This window comes from Streptomyces sp. NPDC040718 (assembly GCF_055593565.1).
Genome location: NZ_JBVIXO010000002.1, coordinates 410,307 through 427,226 on the forward strand (window position 1 = coordinate 410,307; position 16,920 = coordinate 427,226).

At 70.8% G+C, this 16,920-nt stretch carries 14 protein-coding genes and 2 tRNA genes; 3 read left to right on the plus strand and 13 right to left on the minus strand.

The genetic code is table 11. The features are described from left to right. Window positions 1–12: 12 nt before the first annotated feature. Entirely contained in the window at window positions 13–540 is a 528-nt protein-coding gene (locus ACZ597_RS07325) for a peptidylprolyl isomerase (protein WP_469114014.1), read from the minus strand. A 148-nt stretch (window positions 541–688) separates the two neighbouring features. On the opposite strand from ACZ597_RS07325, the gene ACZ597_RS07330 reads away from it, so the two are divergent. Beyond that, a complete protein-coding gene (locus tag ACZ597_RS07330; protein WP_471326133.1) occupies window positions 689–1,399 on the plus strand; it encodes a DUF5324 family protein in 711 nt (236 codons plus the stop codon). Window positions 1,400–1,468: 69 nt separating this feature from the next. Here ACZ597_RS07330 and ACZ597_RS07335 read toward each other — a convergent pair whose 3' ends face one another. Further along, entirely contained in the window at window positions 1,469–1,948 is a 480-nt protein-coding gene (locus ACZ597_RS07335; protein WP_471326136.1) for a LysM peptidoglycan-binding domain-containing protein, read from the minus strand. Between the two features lie 242 nt (window positions 1,949–2,190). Beyond that, window positions 2,191–2,263 (minus strand) — tRNA-Ala (locus ACZ597_RS07340). 161 nt (window positions 2,264–2,424) lie between these two features. Here ACZ597_RS07340 and ACZ597_RS07345 point away from each other — a divergent pair. Together ACZ597_RS07345 and ACZ597_RS07350 are read left to right on the plus strand one after the other, a co-directional pair. Beyond that, window positions 2,425–2,973: a DNA-binding protein gene (locus ACZ597_RS07345; RefSeq protein ID WP_471326139.1), complete on the plus strand. Its 549-nt coding sequence runs from the start codon at window positions 2,425–2,427 to the stop codon at window positions 2,971–2,973. Between the two features lie 31 nt (window positions 2,974–3,004). Then, complete coding sequence (locus ACZ597_RS07350) at window positions 3,005–4,321, plus strand: serine/threonine-protein kinase (protein ID WP_471326142.1); 1,317 nt, start codon at window positions 3,005–3,007, stop codon at window positions 4,319–4,321. On the opposite strand, the gene ACZ597_RS07355 is transcribed toward ACZ597_RS07350, so the two are convergent. The 10 genes from ACZ597_RS07355 to dnaN form a co-directional block, all read right to left on the minus strand. Continuing rightward, a complete protein-coding gene (locus tag ACZ597_RS07355) occupies window positions 4,318–5,679 on the minus strand; it encodes a hypothetical protein (RefSeq protein WP_471326144.1) in 1,362 nt (453 codons plus the stop codon). The two genes, ACZ597_RS07350 and ACZ597_RS07355, sit on opposite strands and share 4 nt — an antisense overlap. Window positions 5,680–5,838: 159 nt before the next feature. Beyond that, the gene (locus tag ACZ597_RS07360) at window positions 5,839–5,973 is read right to left on the minus strand and encodes a DLW-39 family protein (protein WP_208809277.1); all 135 of its coding nucleotides are present in this window, start codon (window positions 5,971–5,973) and stop codon (window positions 5,839–5,841) included. A gap of 144 nt (window positions 5,974–6,117) precedes the next feature. Continuing rightward, window positions 6,118–6,191, minus strand: a tRNA-Ile gene (locus ACZ597_RS07365). Between the two features lie 95 nt (window positions 6,192–6,286). Next, the gene (locus tag ACZ597_RS07370) at window positions 6,287–7,015 is read right to left on the minus strand and encodes a DUF3566 domain-containing protein (protein ID WP_471326147.1); all 729 of its coding nucleotides are present in this window, start codon (window positions 7,013–7,015) and stop codon (window positions 6,287–6,289) included. A gap of 3 nt (window positions 7,016–7,018) precedes the next feature. Next, a complete protein-coding gene (gene gyrA / locus ACZ597_RS07375) occupies window positions 7,019–9,640 on the minus strand; it encodes a DNA gyrase subunit A (RefSeq protein WP_471326150.1) in 2,622 nt (873 codons plus the stop codon). Between the two features lie 45 nt (window positions 9,641–9,685). Further along, window positions 9,686–11,707 carry a DNA topoisomerase (ATP-hydrolyzing) subunit B gene (gene gyrB, locus ACZ597_RS07380; protein ID WP_471326797.1) on the minus strand — a complete coding sequence of 674 codons (2,022 nt, stop codon included), beginning with the start codon at window positions 11,705–11,707 and terminating at the stop codon, window positions 9,686–9,688. Window positions 11,708–12,154: 447 nt separating this feature from the next. Further along, window positions 12,155–12,682: a DciA family protein gene (locus tag ACZ597_RS07385; RefSeq protein ID WP_471326153.1), complete on the minus strand. Its 528-nt coding sequence runs from the start codon at window positions 12,680–12,682 to the stop codon at window positions 12,155–12,157. Further along, entirely contained in the window at window positions 12,679–13,815 is a 1,137-nt protein-coding gene (gene recF / locus ACZ597_RS07390; RefSeq protein WP_471326156.1) for a DNA replication/repair protein RecF, read from the minus strand. The genes ACZ597_RS07385 and recF overlap by 4 nt, the downstream gene beginning before the upstream one ends. Before the next feature lie 65 nt (window positions 13,816–13,880). Next, entirely contained in the window at window positions 13,881–14,756 is an 876-nt protein-coding gene (gene gnd, locus ACZ597_RS07395) for a phosphogluconate dehydrogenase (NAD(+)-dependent, decarboxylating) (protein WP_471326159.1), read from the minus strand. Window positions 14,757–14,972: 216 nt separating this feature from the next. Further along, window positions 14,973–16,103, minus strand: a complete 1,131-nt coding sequence (gene dnaN, locus ACZ597_RS07400) for a DNA polymerase III subunit beta (protein ID WP_007265226.1) — start codon at window positions 16,101–16,103, stop codon at window positions 14,973–14,975. Window positions 16,104–16,920 lie beyond the last annotated feature (817 nt).

The following is a 16,920-nucleotide window of genomic DNA, read 5'->3' on the forward strand; positions in this document are numbered from 1 at the left end:
CCGTCCCGGCGGTCAGCGACGCTCGACGGAGACCGACTGGATGATCACGTCGTCGAGCGGCCGCTCGGTGCGCGGGTTGGTGGCGCCGGAGGCGATGGCGTCGACGACCTTGCGGCTGGCCGCGTCGGTGACCTCGCCGAAGATGCTGTGCTTGCGGGTCAGCCAGGCCGTCGGGGCGACCGTGATGAAGAACTGCGAGCCGTTCGTGCCCGGGCCGGCGTTGGCCATGGCCAGCAGGTAGGGCTTGGTGAAGGCCAGGTCGGGGTGGAACTCGTCGGCGAACTGGTAGCCGGGGCCGCCGGTGCCGTTGCCGAGCGGGTCGCCGCCCTGGATCATGAAGCCGCTGATGACGCGGTGGAAGACGGTGCCGTCGTAGAGCGGGGCCGTGGTCTTCTGGCCGTCGGTGGGACGGGTCCACTCACGCTTGCCCGTGGCGAGCTCCACGAAGTTGCGGACGGTCTTCGGAGCGAAGTTCTCCAGCAGCTCGATCTCGATGTCGCCGTGGTTGGTCTTCAGGGTGGCGTAGAGCTTCTCGGCCACGGATCTGCCTTCCATAGTCATCACTGTCGGCCCCGATCCTCCCACGGAGGGCGGAAGGCCACGGAAATCCTCCACCCGTATGCCCTGTCGCGCATGCGTGGGCGGCGCTATGGCAGGCATGATCCGACAAAGGGTGGAAAGGTGAACCGTGTCCGCCACCGAGGAGGAGGATCCCGTGACCCGCAAGGACAGCGTGCGCCTGGCCGCCGAAAACGCCAGGGACGCCGTGAAGCACGCAGCGGAAGTGGTGGCTCCGTACGCAGAGACCGCCATGGACACGGCCGCGCACTACGCCCACGAGGCGAACGAGCGGCTGGCGCCCAAGGTCTCCCAGGCGGCCTGCCAGGCCTCGCTGCACGCGCGCGCGGCGTACGACAACCACCTTCATCCGAGGATGCAGGCCGCGCGCACGCACGTGCCCCCGAACGTGGACCGGGCGGCGGTGAAGGCCGTCCACCACACGCGCCTCGCCGCGCGCCAGGCGGCCGACTACACGGCGCCCCGGTTCGAGAGCGCCCTCGCGGCGAGCCGGCCGGTGGCCGAGGAGGCCGCGTCCCGCTCCACGGCCGCCCTCGCGGCGCTGCGCGGCCAGGTGTCGGCGAAGGAGGTGCAGCGCCTGGTGCGGCGGCACGAGCGCAGGGCGCGGTGCGGCCGCTGGGTGAAGGGGGCCGCGCTGGTCGGGCTCCTGGCGGGCGGCGCCTTCGCGGCGTGGAAGTGGTGGGACCAGCAGTCGAACCCGGACTGGCTGGTGGAGCCCCCGGCGGCCACCGAGCTGTCCGCGCAGGACGCCGCGCCGGCGAGCTTCGACGACGAGCTGGCGGCGAAGGAGCGCGAGGCGAGCAACGGCAAGGACGCCTGACGCACGACGCGCGCACGAGGGGCCCGGATCCGCAGGTGGATCCGGGCCCCTCGTGCACGGCGTCGGCTGCTAGCCGGGCAGGGTCAGCACCATCCCCGGCCGGATGAGGTCCGGGTTGGAGCCGACCACGCCCCGGTTCATGGCGTACAGCTCGCGCCAGCGGGCTTCGTTGCCCAGCTCACGGCGGGCGATCGCGGAGAGCGAGTCGCCCGGCTTGACGGTGTACGTGCGCTTCTTGGCGGCCGGCGCCGGCTTCGGTGCCTGCTTCGGCGACACCGGCACGGCCTTGTGCGCCGCCGAGGTGGGGCTCGGCGTGGCGGGCGCCACGGGCTTGGACGCCGGCGGCGGCGCCGCCTTGGGCGGAGCGGCGGCGGCCATCCGCTCGGCGGCCGCCTTGGTGGCGGAGGCGGCGTCCGCGTAGGAGTCCGCGTACTTGGATCCCATGTCGGATCCCGTCTTCGGCCCCTGCCGCTCCATCTCCCGTTTCGCCTTCTCCGCGGCCTCGTGTTCCTTCTTCTTGTCCGACTTCAGGAAATCGAAGAGTCCCATCGCGTGCGCCTCCGGCGTGCTGTTGCCCCCTGGCCTCATTGCCTCCCACCACTCTCGTCCACCCTCCGCCGAACGGCCGGGTGACTGGGCCGTACGGGGGACGGGCGCGGTCACCGCCCCCGGGCACGCCGGTCCGGGCGGGGCCTCCCCCGGCGGCGCGGCGAAGCCGACCGCCCGCTCCGGGGCAAACGAAAAAAGACCCCCTGACCAGCGTTCCCGCTGGTCAGGGGGTCTTTCCGAAGTGGAGCCTAGGAGATTCGAACTCCTGACATCTGCCTTGCAAAGGCAGCGCTCTACCAACTGAGCTAAGGCCCCGAGCAACTGGACGCGGAGACCCCCCGGCGGGGAGCGTCCGTTCCGCAGGACAGAGTACCCGGTGCACCCCCGCATCCCGCAAAATGATAGGGACTCCCGCCCCGCGACCACGCTCCGTAAGATGCTCGCGAGGTTCGCACCAGCGAAGGGGAGTAGGAAGAGTGGACGCAGTACAGCAGGAGGCCACGGCCAGAGCCAGGGAACTCCAGCGCAGTTGGTACGGGGAGCCGCTCGGCGCGCTGTTCCGGCGGCTCATAGACGACCTCGGTCTCAACCAGGCCCGCCTCGCTGCCGTGCTCGGGCTTTCGGCGCCGATGCTGTCCCAGCTGATGAGCGGGCAGCGCGCCAAGATCGGCAACCCGGCAGTGGTCCAGCGGGTCCAGGCCCTCCAGGACCTCGCGGGCCAGGTGGCCGACGGCAGCGTCAGCGCCGCCGAGGCCACCGACCGGATGGACGAGATCAAGAACACCCAGGGCGGCTCCGTCCTCAGCAGCAGCAGCCAGACCAGCACCGGCTCCGGCGCCCCCACCGTCAAGCGGGTCGTCCGCGAGATCCAGTCGCTGCTCCGCTCGGTCGCCGCGGCCGGCGACATCATCGAGGCGGCGGACACGCTCGCACCCACCCATCCGGAACTGGCAGAGTTCCTCCGGGTCTACGGGGCGGGCCGCACCTCCGAGGCGGTGTCCCACTACGAGGCCCACCAGAACTGACACACGCGGGTGACGGGGGACGGGCGCAGCGATGGGTGAGGTCTTCGCCGGCAGGTACGAGCTGGTCGACCCGATCGGGCGGGGCGGCGCGGGCGCAGTCTGGCGGGCCTGGGACCAGCGCCGCCGCAAGTACGTCGCCGCGAAGGTCCTCCTCCAGGGCGATGCCCACATGCTCCTGCGCTTCGTGCGCGAGCAGGCCCTGCGCATCGACCACCCGCACGTCCTGGCCCCCGCCAGCTGGGCGGCGGACGACGACAAGGTCCTGTTCACCATGGACCTCGTCGCCGGCGGCTCCCTGGCCCATGTGATCGGGGACTACGGGCCGCTGCCGCCCCGTTTCGTGTGCGTGCTGCTCGACCAGCTCCTGTCGGGGCTGGCGGCGGTGCACGCGGAAGGCGTCGTCCACCGCGACATCAAACCGGCCAACATCCTGATGGAGGCCACCGGAACCGGGCGGCCGCACCTGCGGCTGTCCGACTTCGGGATCTCCATGCGCAAGGGCGAGCCCCGGCTCACGGAGACCGACTACGTCGTCGGCACGCCCGGCTATTTCGCCCCGGAACAACTGGCGGGCGCCGAGCCCGACTTCCCCGCCGACCTCTTCGCCGTCGGCCTGGTCGCCCTGTACCTGCTGTGGGGCCGCAAGCCCGATTCGCAGGCGCTGGTGGAGCAGTTCAGGGCGCACGGCACCCCCGACGCCCCCGAAGGCGTCCCCACGCCCCTGTGGGGCGTGATCTCGAACCTCCTGCACCCGGACCCCGACAACCGGTTCCGGACCGCCACAGGGGCGCGCAAGGCCCTTGCCGAGGCCGTCCAGTTGCTGCCCGACGCCGCGTCGGACGAGTATCCGGTCGAGGTGTCCGACCAACTCGGTCCGCTTCCGGCCGGTTTCGGCCCCCAGGGGCCTGAAATCGCCTCATCCGCACCGCCGGTGGGTTTCGGTCCTCCGTCGGCCGCGTACGGTCCCGCGGAGCCCGCCGGGGCGCCGGCCACGAGCGGCTTCCACCTGGCCCCGCCCACCCCCGCCGCGCGGCCCGTGCCGGCCGCTCACCCCGCCGCGCGGCCCGCCACCGCGGGCACGCCCACCGCGTACCCCGCCGGCACGGCCACCGCGGGCACGCCCACCGCCGGCGCACCCACCGCGGGCACGCCCACCGCCGGCGCACCCACCGCGTACGCCACCCCGCAGGCCGCCACCGCCGCACCGCAGGCCGTACCCCCGGCTCCGGCTCCGCGGGCGCCCCGGCCCGGCGGGATCGCCCCGCCCCCGGCGAAGGTCGCCGCCGGCATCCTCACCGCCGCCCTGCTGTGCTTCGCGGTCGGCGTCTGGGCCCTGACGCGGTTCTAGGGGGTGCGGCCCGCGGCCCCGCCGCGTCGGGCCAGCAGGGTCCAGACCCCGAGCACGAGCAGCAGTGCCGTCCCCGTGCCGAAGCCGGCCCCGGCCACGAGCCGCATGGCCGAGGCGTCGTCCCGCGCGGCCGCCGCCTCCGGGGCGGTGAGCCCCTCCTTCGCGGCGGTCCGGTCGGCCTCGCCGACCCCGAACCCGGCGGCGGCCAGGCTCTCCTTGTACCCCGGGGGCTTGGCCGGGCCTCCGGTCACCTCCATCCGCAGCGTGAGCGGCACGGGCGTCGCGTCCTCGGTGAACTCCCCGACCTTCCCGCCCAGGGTGACGGCGATGTAGTACCAGCCGGCGAGCCGTACCGGCCCCACCTCGGTCGCGCTGGAGAAACGGTTCTCGTAGGCCACCGGCGCGGTCCTCGGCAGCGTCACGGCCGCCTGCTTCCCGTCGTACGACGTGTCCTTGGAGTCCACGAGCCCCCGGTACGGGCTGTACAGCGAGACGGTGAGGCCGTTGGAGGCGGAGCCGTAGTCCTTGGTCATCCGCGCCTTGGCGATCTCGGCGCCGATCCCCAGCTGCTGCCCCCAGTCCAGCGGCACCCGGTAGAACCGGGTCTGCCCCGGGCGCAGGTCGTCGCGCCACACCCCGGGGCCCAGGGCCCGCGCGTCGTTGAAGCCGGTTCCCCCGGTGCGGGCCACCGGGTCCGTGCCCGGCAGGGCCGGGGAGGCCGAGGGCCGGACGCTGGGCGCGGCCGTGGGGGCGGTGCCGGCGGCCGGGGCCGGCTCGCGCATGACGATGATCTCCACCGGCCACCCGGCCCGGTCGGAGTCCTTGCCCGCGGTCCGGGTGACCTTCGCGTAGTACGTGCCCGCGCTCTGGCACTCGGCGTCCTCCGCCAGCCGCCGCTGGCCCACCGCGCCGAGCGGGACGGGGTCGTAGCCGAAGGAGGCCCGGCCGGGGTTGCCGGGGCAGGACCGGCCGCCGCTGGTCATCACCTCGACCTCCAGGTCGTCCCCGTAGCCGACCTCGGCACCGGCGGGCGGCCGCAGCACGGCGGACACGTACACGGTGGAGGCGGCGTCGAGGGAGAGCCGGTAGACCCGCTCGCCCGGGGCGAGGGTGTCCTCGTAGGGCGTGCCGGCCTCCAGCAGCGGGGCGTCCGCCGTCGAGGGCGCGCCCCGTACCGCCTCGGCGCCGTCCGCCCGCCGGTACTGCGGCAGGGCACCGCCCCCGGGAGCCCCTGCCGACGGCCCTCCCGACGGCCCGGCGGCCGGCGCCGCGTACGCCGCCCCGGGGAGCCAGGCCAGCCAGGCCACCAGTCCCAGGGCCGCCGCCCCGGCCAGCGGCGTCCGCCGTGTCCGATCCATCCCAACCACCCCGAAATTGCTACTGCAAGCCAGATCTTTGCGTAATCGAACTTCCCGCCGGCGGACCGGCCCGCGCATCCGCCCGGGGACCCGCCCCCGGAACAGCACGAAGCCCCGGCAGCAGCGGCAGCCGGGGCTTCATGGAATCAATCGTGGGGCTCACACACCGGAACCAGAGGGCACGGAGTCGGTTGCCTCCGTCCACAGGTCCTGCTCGGCACGGTCCGCCTGGATCTGGCGGTACACGAGGAGCCCGCCGATGGCGGCCAGGGCGACCAGGAGCAGCTTCTTCACGGCGCGACCTCGTCTTTCGTAGACGTTGGGGACTTCTGGCGGCCAACAATACACACCGACCGATACCGATCGGTTACCTGGGACTCCCCCGGACGGCACAACGAAGAAGACCCCCAGGCCTTGGCCTGGGGGTCTTCGACTCTGTGGGGCTAACAGGATTTGAACCTGTGGCCTCATCCTTATCAGGGATGCGCTCTAACCAACTGAGCTATAGCCCCTCCGCGCCTGCGCGCTGACTCCTGAAGATTAGCGCACAGACGCAGTGGAACCCAAATCCGCTCCCGCGGGGCTTTCCCGCAGGTCAGTCAGCCGGTCATTCGTCCTCGGCCAGCGTCAGCTCGACGCCGCCCACGAAGCCCGCCGACAGGTTGTAGATGAACGAACCCAGCGTCGCCAACGCCGTCATCAGGACCACGTCGATCACCGCGATCACCGACGTGAAGATCAGCACGCGCGGCAGCGACAGGAACGACTGGAGGTCGAACCCGTTGCCCTCGTTCGAGCCGGTCGCCTCGCTGATGGTGCCGCCGACGGTCGAGAAGATGCCCATGGCGTCCATGACCATCCACAGCACCGCCGCCGCGACGACCGTGCACAGGCCCAGCGCGATCGACAGCAGGAAGCTGACCTTCATCACGGACCACGGGTCGGCCTTCGCCACCCGCAGCCGCGCCTTGCGCGTCCTGGGGGCCGTACGCACCCCCGGGACGGCCCCGCGCTGCGCGCCCGGGCCCTTGGGCGCCGCGTAGGCCTGCGGGGGCTTCTGGGGCTGCCCGGCCTGGTCCTTGGCCTGGTTGGCCTGGCCCTTCGGCTGGTCCTTGACCTGGCCCTTCGGCTGGTCCTTGGCCTGCTCCTTGGCAGCCGGGCCGGTGGCCTGCTCCTTGGACTGGTCCTTCGCCTTCGGCTGCGTCTTGGTCTGCGCCTTCGGCTCGGGTTCCGGTTCTCGGGTGTCCGTCACGGTTCCCCCCTGGGAGTCCGCGGCAGGGCCACGGGCACCGTTCGCTCCAGTCTTGGCCGGTCCGGCGCCCGCGGCTCCACTCACGACTTACTCCTCGTGCTCCCCGACCGAGGGCTCCGTGCCCTCGGCCGCCCCGGCGGCCGGTGCGTCGGCCGCCGCGGCCTCGATCTCTGACTCGATGTCATCGGCCTCGTCAGCTTCCTGACCGGCCTCGGCGTTACGAGCGATGCCGACCACGGCATCGCGCTTGCCCAGGTTGATCAGCTGGACGCCCATGGTGTCACGGCCGGTCTCCCTGACTTCGTTGACGCGCGTGCGGATCACACCACCGCCGAGCGTGATGGCGAGGATCTCATCCGACTCGTCGACCACCAAGGCCCCGACCAGCGAACCGCGGTCCTCGACGATCTTCGCCGCCTTGATGCCCAGACCGCCACGGCCCTGGACGCGGTACTCGTCCACCGCAGTCCGCTTCGCGTAGCCGCCGTCGGTGGCGGTGAAGACGAAAGTACCCGGCCGGACAACGCTCATCGAGAGCAGTTCGTCACCTTCGCGGAAACTCATGCCCTTCACGCCCGAAGTGGCACGGCCCATCGGACGCAGGGCCTCGTCGGTCGCCGTGAAGCGGATCGACTGCGCCTTCTTGCTGATGAGCAGCAGGTCGTCCTCGGAGGACACCAGCTCGGCGCCGATCAGCTCGTCGTCGCTGCCGTCCTCCGTCTCCCGGAGGTTGATCGCGATGACGCCGCCCGAGCGGGGCGAGTCGTAGTCCTTGAGCGCCGTCTTCTTCACCAGGCCGCCCTTGGTGGCCAGGATCAGGTAGGGCGCCGCCTCGTAGTCGCGGATCGCGAGGATCTGGGCGATCTTCTCGTCCGGCTGGAAGGCCATCAGGTTCGCCACGTGCTGCCCGCGCGCGTCCCGGCCGGCGTCCGGGAGCTCGTACGCCTTGGACCGGTAGACGCGGCCCTTGTTGGTGAAGAACAGCAGCCAGTGGTGCGTGGTGGACACGAAGAAGTGGTCGACCAGGTCGTCCTGCTTCAGCTTCGTGCCGCGCACGCCCTTGCCGCCGCGCTTCTGCGAGCGGTAGTCCTCGGTCTTGGTGCGCTTGACGTAGCCGCCGTGCGTGATCGTGACGACGATGTCCTCTTCGGCGATCAGGTCCTCCATGGACATGTCGCCGTCGAAGGGCACCAGCTTGGAACGCCGGTCGTCGCCGAACTTCTCGACGAGCGCGGCCAGCTCCTCGCTGACGATCGAGCGCTGCTTCTCCGGCGAGGCCAGGATCGCGTTGTACTCGTTGATCTTCGCCTGGAGCTCGTCGTGCTCGGCGACGATCTTCTGGCGCTCCAGGGCCGCCAGGCGGCGCAGCTGCATCTCCAGGATCGCGTTGGCCTGGATCTCGTCGATCTCCAGCAGGCCCATCAGGCCCTCGCGCGCGATCTCGACCGTGTTGCTGCGCCGGATGAGGGCGATGACCTCGTCGATCGCGTCCAGCGCCTTGAGCAGGCCGCGCAGGATGTGGGCCCGCTCCTCCGCCTTGCGCAGACGGAAGCGCGTACGGCGGACGATGACCTCGATCTGGTGCTGCACCCAGTGGCGGATGAACGCGTCGATCGACAGGGTGCGCGGCACGCCGTCCACCAGCGCCAGCATGTTCGCGCCGAAGTTCGTCTGCAGGTCGGTGTGCTTGTACAGGTTGTTCAGCACGACCTTGGCGACGGCGTCGCGCTTGAGCACGATCACCAGGCGCTGGCCCGTCCGGGACGAGGTCTCGTCGCGGACGTCGGCGATACCGCCGATCTTGCCGTCCTTCACCAGGTCGGCGATCTTCTGCGCGAGGTTGTCCGGGTTGGTCTGGTACGGCAGCTCCGTCACCACCAGGCACTGGCGGTTCTGGATCTCCTCGACCTCGACCACCGCGCGCATCGTGATGGAGCCGCGACCGGTGCGGTACGCCTCCTCGATGCCCTTGCGGCCCACGACGAGGGCGCCGGTCGGGAAGTCCGGGCCCTTGATCCGCTCGATGAGCGCATCCTGGAGCTCCTCGTGCGAGGCCTCCGGGTGCTCCAGCGCCCACTGGGCGCCGGCCGCGACCTCGCGCAGGTTGTGCGGCGGGATGTTGGTGGCCATGCCGACCGCGATACCGGCGGAGCCGTTGACCAGCAGGTTCGGGAAGCGCGCCGGCAGGACCGTCGGCTCCTGGTTGCGGCCGTCGTAGTTGTCCTGGAAGTCGACGGTCTCCTCGTCGATGTCCCGGAGCATCTCCATGGCCAGCGGCATGAGCTTGCACTCGGTGTAACGCATGGCGGCGGCCGGGTCGTTGCCCGGGGAGCCGAAGTTGCCGTTGGAGTCCACCAGCGGCATGCGCATCGACCACGGCTGGGCCAGGCGGACCAGGGCGTCGTAGATGGAGCTGTCACCGTGCGGGTGGTACGTGCCCATCACGTCGCCGACGACGCGGGCGCACTTGTAGAAGCCCTTCTCGGGCCGGTAGCCGCCGTCGTACATCGCGTACAGCACACGCCGGTGGACGGGCTTGAGGCCGTCCCGTACGTCGGGCAGCGCGCGGGAGACGATGACGGACATCGCGTAGTCGAGGTAGGAGCGCTGCATCTCCGTCTCGAGCCCGACGGGCTCGATGCGCAGCACGGGCTGCTCCTCCGCAGTGTTCTCAGCGTTCTTTGCGGGTTGGGTGGTTTCGTCGGCCATTGCTGGTCAGGAATCCTTTCAGGCGGCGGTCAGCGTCGGGCCGACTCAGATGTCGAGGAAGCGGACGTCCTTGGCGTTGCGCTGGATGAAGGAGCGCCGCGCCTCGACGTCCTCACCCATCAGCACCGAGAACAGGTCGTCGGCCTGCGCCGCGTCGTCGAGCGTGACCTGGCCGAGCACGCGGTGGTCCACGTCCATGGTGGTGACGCGCAGTTCCTCGGCGTTCATCTCGCCCAGACCCTTGAAGCGCTGGATCGAGTCCTCGCGGATGCGCTTGCCGTTCTGCTTGCCGAGCTCGACCAGGGCGTCGCGCTCGCGGTCCGAGTACGCGTACTCGAAGTCGTCGCGACCCCACTTGATCTTGTACAGCGGCGGACGGGACAGGTACACGTGACCGGCCTCGACCAGCGGGCGCATGAAGCGGAACAGGAAGGTCAGCAGCAGGGTGTTGATGTGCTGGCCGTCGACGTCGGCGTCCGCCATCAGGATGATCTTGTGATAGCGGAGCTTCTCGATGTCGAAGTCCTCGTGCACACCGGTGCCGAAGGCGCTGATCAGCGCCTGGACCTCGGTGTTCTGGAGGATCTTGTCGATACGGGCCTTCTCGACGTTCAGGATCTTGCCGCGGATCGGCAGGATGGCCTGGTACATCGGGTTGCGGCCGGACTTCGCGGAGCCGCCGGCGGAGTCACCCTCGACGATGAAGATCTCGCACTTGGTCGGGTCGTTCGACTGGCAGTCGGACAGCTTGCCCGGCAGCGAGGCGCTCTCCAGCAGGCCCTTGCGGCGGGTCAGGTCGCGGGCCTTGCGGGCCGCGACGCGGGCCGTGGCCGCCTGGATGGCCTTGCGGACGATGTCCGCGGCCTCGACCGGGTTGCGGTCGAACCAGTCGTTGAGGTGCTCGTGGACGACCTTCTGCACGAAGGTCTTGGCCTCCGTGTTGCCCAGCTTGGTCTTCGTCTGGCCCTCGAACTGGGGCTCGCCCAGCTTGACCGAGATGATCGCCGTCAGACCCTCGCGGATGTCCTCGCCGGCGAGGTTGTCGTCCTTCTCGCGGAGCAGCTTCTTGTCCCGCGCGTAGCGGTTGACCAGACCGGTCAGCGCCGCGCGGAAGCCCTCCTCGTGGGTGCCGCCCTCGTGCGTGTGGATCGTGTTCGCGAAGGAGTAGACGCCCTCGCTGTACTGCGAGTTCCACTGCATCGCGATCTCGACCGAGAGCATGCGCTCCTTGTCCTCGGCCTCGACGTCGATGACGGTCGGGTGGATGAGCTCGCCCTTGCGCGAGTTCAGGTACGTCACGAAGTCGACGATGCCGCCCTCGTAGTGGTACTTGACCGTGCGCGCCTTGGGCTCCTGCGCGTCCGCGTCGGGGTTGTCGGCGTCCGCGGTGGCCTTGGCCGACTCGCGCTCGTCGGTCAGCGTCAGGGTCAGGCCCTTGTTGAGGAAGGCCATCTCCTGGAAGCGCCGCGACAGCGTCTCGAAGGAGTACTCGGTGGTCTCGAAGATGTCGCCGTCGGCCCAGAACGTCACCGACGTGCCGTGCTCGTCGGTCTCCTCGTTCCTGGCCAGCGGGGCCGTCGGCACGCCGAGCTTGTAGTCCTGGGTCCAGCGGTAGCCGTCCGTCTTGACCTCGACCGCGACCTTGGTCGACAGGGCGTTCACGACGGACACACCGACGCCGTGCAGACCGCCGGAGACGGCGTAGCCGCCGCCGCCGAACTTGCCGCCCGCGTGCAGGACGGTCAGCACGACCTCGACGGCCGGCTTCCCCTCGGACGGCACGATGCCGACCGGGATGCCGCGGCCGTTGTCGACCACGCGCACGCCGCCGTCGGCGAGGATCGTCACGTGGATCGTGTCCGCGTGCCCGGCCATGGCCTCGTCGACCGAGTTGTCGACGACCTCCTGGACCAGGTGGTGCAGGCCGCGCTCGCCGGTGGAGCCGATGTACATGCCCGGCCGCTTGCGCACGGCATCCAGGCCCTCGAGGACCTGGATCGCACTGGCGTCGTAATTCTTCTCGTTGGAGTCGCCGGAATCGGCCACGAAGCGCCCTTTCTGGCACAGCGCAGCCCGTACTCCGGACCAGCGTGTGCGCCGGCGGGGAGCGGCCGCGTCGATCTGCGTTGTCTGCGTTGTTCGGGTGTCCCCCGCGAATCGGGCGGGATTGCTTCCAGTCTACCGGTACCACTGACATGAATGGGGGTTTGCCGGTGCCTGAGTCCGCATGTGCCGCCCTGAACCTCCTCTCTGAGACTCCCCATATTCGGGGAGGGGCTCAAAGAGGCTCACGCGGGCGTCCAGCGCTTCGGCCTGTCAACCTTCCACTACCGTGAGGGACGCCACCCGCTCCGGCCCCGCCGGAGCGCTCCGACCGGGCCCGCCCAGGGCGCTCCGCGAGGCCCCCGCCAGGGCTGTGCGAGGCCCGTCGCGGGCTCCTTCCGGGCCCGCCGCGGGCCGTCGGTGCTGGCCGGAACCCGTTCGGTCCCGGCACCGGCCCCAGGACCGGACCGGTCAGCCGTAGGTGTCGCCCGGCCCTGTGCTGCCCGGGGCCCGCAGCGGCCCGTACCGCTTGGGGCGGCCGCCGGGGCCCTGCACCTTGATCAGCCGGACCGTGCCCTGTCCGAGGTCCGCGTTGAGCCGCGCCACCAGCTGCGGGGCCAGCAGCTTCAGCTGCGCGGCCCAGGCCGAGGAGTCGCACCGTACGAGGAGCTCACGTTCCTCGTAGCGCTCCGGTTCACAGTGCGCCGCGATCTCCGGGCCGACGATCTCCGCCCAGCGCTCCATCACCCCGGCCACCGCGATCGGCATCTCCCAGCCGCGCTCGGTGCGCAGCCGGTCCAGGGCCGCCATCAGCGGCATCGGGTCCCGTCCGTCGGCGCGGGCCCCCGAGCGCAGCCCGGGCTGCTGCCGGCGCTGCTTCCCGCCCACCGCGTTGCCCCGCGCGCGGGCCTGCTCGCGCGCGGCCGCGAGGGCCTGGCGGGCCAGGTCCACCCCGGAGGGCTCCGGGGTCTTGCGCTCGTGCCGCTCACCGTCGTTCACAGCCGGGTCACCTCACCGCCGGACACCCCGAAGCGCGTGCCCGTCAGCACGCCCGGAACGTCATCGTCGACCGCCGCCGTCACCAGGACCTGCTCGCCGCCTGACACCAGTTCCGCGAGCCGCTCGCGGCGGCGCGCGTCCAGCTCCGCGAAGACGTCGTCCAGGATCAGCACCGGCTCCGCCCCCTCCGAGCGCAGCAGCTCGTACGAGGCCAGGCGCAGGGCCAGCGCGTACGACCAGGACTCGCCGTGGCTGGCGTACCCCTTCGCGGGGAGTTCGCCCAGGCGCAGCAGGAGGTCGTCGCGGTGCGGGCCGGCCAGGGTGACCCCGCGTTCGATCTCCTGTTTGCGGACCTGGGTGAGGGCGCCGAGCAGAACCTCGTAGAGCTCCTCGCGGGTGCGGGCCGCCCCGCTGTCGACCGGCTCGCCGGCGGAGGACTTGTACGCCAGCCCGAGCGGGCCGCCGCCGGGCGCGAGCTGTTCGTACGCCTTGTCGGCGAGCGGCAGCAGGGTGGCGATCAGGTCGAGGCGCTGGGCGAGGAGCTCGGCGCCGGCGCGCGCGAGGTGCTGGTCCCAGACGTCGAGGGTGGACAGGTCCATGGAGCGGCCGCCGTGCCTGCGCGCCATCGCCGCGGACTTCAGGAGGGTGTTGCGCTGCTTGAGCACGCGCTCGTAGTCGGAGCGGACGGCCGCCATCCGCGGGGAGCGGGCCGTCACGAGCTCGTCGAGGAAGCGGCGCCGCTCGCCGGGGTCGCCCTTGACCAGGGCGAGGTCCTCCGGGGCGAACAGCACGGTGCGTACGATCCCCAGCACGTCACGGGGTCTGACCTGCGAGGAACGGTTGATGCGGGCGCGGTTGGCGCGGCCCGGGTTCAGTTCGAGTTCGACCAGCTGCTGTCGTTCGCCCTGGGTGACGGCGGCCCGGATGATCGCCCGGTCGGCGCCCATGCGGACGAGCGGGGCGTCCGAGGAGACGCGGTGGCTGCCCAGGGTGGCCAGGTAGCCGATGGCCTCGACGAGGTTCGTCTTGCCCTGGCCGTTCGGGCCCACGAAAGCCGTGACGCCCGGGGCGAGGGGAACCTCGGCCCGGGCGTACGAGCGGAAGTCGGCCAGCGAGAGATGCGAAACGTGCATGCGGCGCCGACCTCCCCCGGCTTCCTGCTGCTGTGCTCTGTGGTGCTTGTGCTGCTGTGGTGCGCTTACTTCTTCTCGACCGCGTGGCCGCCGAACTGGTTGCGCAGCGCGGCGATCATCTTCATCTGCGGCGAGTCGTCCTGGCGGGACGCGAACCGGGCGAACAGCGAGGCCGTGATCGCGGGCAGCGGGACGGCGTTGTCGATGGCCGCCTCGACGGTCCAGCGGCCCTCGCCCGAGTCCTGGGCGAAGCCCTTGAGCCGGTCGAGGTGCTCGTCCTCGTCCAGCGCGTTGACGGCGAGGTCCAGCAGCCAGGAGCGGATGACCGTGCCCTCCTGCCAGGACCGGAAGACCTCGCGGACGTCGGTGACCGAGTCGACCTTCTCCAGGAGCTCCCAACCCTCGGCGTAGGCCTGCATCATGGCGTACTCGATGCCGTTGTGGACCATCTTCGCGAAGTGGCCCGCGCCGACCTTGCCGGCGTGCACGGAGCCGAAGTCGCCCTCGGGCTTGAGGGCGTCGAAGATCGGCTGGACCACGGCGACGTCCTTCTCGTCGCCGCCGTACATCAGCGCGTAGCCGTTCTCCAGGCCCCAGACGCCGCCGGAGACGCCGCAGTCGACGAAGCCGATGCCCTTGGCCTTCAGCTCCTCGGCGTGCTTCTCGTCGTCGGTCCAGCGCGAGTTGCCGCCGTCGACGACGATGTCGCCGGGGGAGAGCAGCTCGGCCAGCTCGTCGACGGTGGACTGCGTCGCGGCCCCGGCCGGGACCATCACCCACACGACGCGGGGGGACTGCAGGCTGTCCACAAGCTCCCGCAGGCTGTGGACGTCGGCGAGGTCCGGGTTGCGGTCGTATCCGATGACGGTGTGGCCTGCGCGGCGGATGCGCTCGCGCATGTTGCCGCCCATCTTGCCGAGACCGACGAGACCGAGCTCCATCAGGTGGGTTCCTTAAGCGTTGGGGCCGTCTGTACGGGGCTTCCCCGGTACCGGTGGGTTCCGGTCGTTTTTCCTGGGTCGCCCGCCGGGTCCGAGCCTACGCCGGGCCATGGCGTCGGGCCGCTCCGGACAGTGCCGGAGGGCGCCCGGACGGCGCCGGGCCCGGCACTCGCGGCTGCGAGACCGGGCCCGGTGCCGGTGTACGGCGGGAGCGGGTCAGCCGGAGAGGCGGACCGGCATGATCAGGTACTTGTAGGCCTCGTCGGCCTCAGCGTCGACCGCGGGCCGGCCGCTGAGCAGCGCGGGCTTGGTGGACGTGGTGAAGCTGAGCTGGGCGGCGGGCGAGTCGATGGCGCTCAGGCCGTCCAGCAGGAAGGTGGGGTTGAAGGCGATCGAGATGTCGTCGCCCTCCAGGTTCGCGTCGACGCGCTCCACAGCCTGTGCATCGTCGCTGGAGCCCGCTTCCAGGATCAGCACGCCCTGCTCGAAGCTGAGGCGGACCGGGGTGTTGCGCTCGGCGACCAGGGCCACGCGCTTGACGGCCTCGACGAACGGGGCGGTCTCGATCACGGCGACGGAGTTGAACTCCGTCGGGAAGAGGGTGCGGTACTTCGGCAGGTCGCCTTCGAGCAGGCGGGTGGTGGTGCGGCGGCCCGCGCCCTCGAAGCCGATGAGGCCCTCGCCCTGGCCGGAGCCGGAGAGCGCCAGGGTGACGGTGTCGCCGCTGGTGAGGGACTTGGCGGTGTCGAGGAGGGTCTTGGCGGGCACCAGGGCCACGGCCGAGGCCTCCGGGTTCTCCGGCTTCCACAGGAACTCGCGGACCGCGAAGCGGTAGCGGTCGGTGGAGGCCAGGGTGACGCGGTCGCCCTCGATCTCGATGCGGACACCGGTCAGCACGGGCAGCGTGTCGTCGCGGCCGGCGGCGATGGCGACCTGCGCGGCGGCGGAGGCGAAGACCTCGCCGGGAACGGTGCCGGTCGCGGTCGGCATCTGCGGGAGCGCCGGGTACTCCTCCACAGGCAGGGTGTGGAGTGTGAACCGCGAAGAGCCGCAGACCACGGTCGCCCGTACACCGTCTGTGGAAATCTCCACCGGGCGGTTGGGGAGGGCGCGGCAGATGTCGGCGAGGAGCCGGCCGGAGACGAGGACGGTGCCGTCCTCCTCCACGTCCGCCTCGACGGAGACGCGGGCCGAGACCTCGTAGTCGAAGCCGGAGAGGGACAGGGTGCCCTCCTCGGCCTTCAGCAGCAGGCCCGCGAGTACGGGCACCGGCGGCCGGGCCGGGAGGCTGCGTGCAGCCCAGGCCACCGCCTCCGCGAGTACGTCGCGCTCCACCCGGATCTTCACCGGAACCGCCTCCTGCTGTTGCTCGCTCGTCTGCCGGCCTTCGTCGTCGGCCCGTCGATGCCTCGACCGATGCCGGGGACCAGTCTGACGTACGGCGCCGACAGTCGTCGCGGCTGGCGGTCAAGTCGGGAGCGAGGAGTCGGGACGGCCGTCCGGCGAGTTGTGCACAGGACCCGCTTGAAAACCGAAACCGGCCTAACTCTCCATGGGGGTAGTAGTAGGGCCTGTGGAAACGGTGGATAAGCCCGTTCTCGCAGGTCAACCTACGTTTTTTATCCCCACAGCCTGTGGGCGGGACCGGTGGACAACCCGGTGTCTCTGTGGAGAACGGAAAGTTCTGCACAGGTCGTCCCCAGGTGACCCCCACTACTCCACAGGTGTGTCCCCAGCTTTTCCCCAGAAGTCCACAGAGCAAACGTCGACATCCGTGTGACCGCTTTCACTCGGGGCGGTGACTCGGGGTGTGGTGTTGCCGAACAGTGGACAACGGTGTGGAGAACCGTCGGGAACCTGTGCACAGGATGCGGGAACCTGTGAGTCGGCGGTGGACAGAGGAGTGGACGAGCCTGTGGATGATTTTTCTGTCCACAGGCTGTGGATGACGCTTGCTCACAATTCCACAGGGGTCTGACCTGCCCTGATGGGTCCTCAACAGCCACCCCTGTGGACAGATTGTGGGCGATGGGGACTGTCCTCAGGCTGTGGACGGAAGAAAACCGGGGAATCTGTGGATGACGGGCCCTCCCGGGGGCGCATTCGAACAGAGCAGGGGCGCACGGACGAAGAAGGGCGCCCCCGGTTCGATCCGGGGGCGCCC

Excerpts from the sequence above, each read along its gene's own strand:
- ACZ597_RS07350 (WP_471326142.1), top strand. The coding sequence starts at position 3,005 with ATGGGTGAGGTCTTCGCCGGCAGGTACGAGCTGGTCGACCCGATCGGG.
- gnd (WP_471326159.1), bottom strand. The coding sequence starts at position 14,756 with ATGGAGCTCGGTCTCGTCGGTCTCGGCAAGATGGGCGGCAACATGCGC.
- ACZ597_RS07335 (WP_471326136.1), bottom strand. The coding sequence starts at position 1,948 with ATGGGACTCTTCGATTTCCTGAAGTCGGACAAGAAGAAGGAACACGAG.
- recF (WP_471326156.1), bottom strand. The coding sequence starts at position 13,815 with ATGCACGTTTCGCATCTCTCGCTGGCCGACTTCCGCTCGTACGCCCGG.
- ACZ597_RS07355 (WP_471326144.1), bottom strand. The coding sequence starts at position 5,679 with ATGGATCGGACACGGCGGACGCCGCTGGCCGGGGCGGCGGCCCTGGGA.
- gyrA (WP_471326150.1), bottom strand. The coding sequence starts at position 9,640 with ATGGCCGACGAAACCACCCAACCCGCAAAGAACGCTGAGAACACTGCG.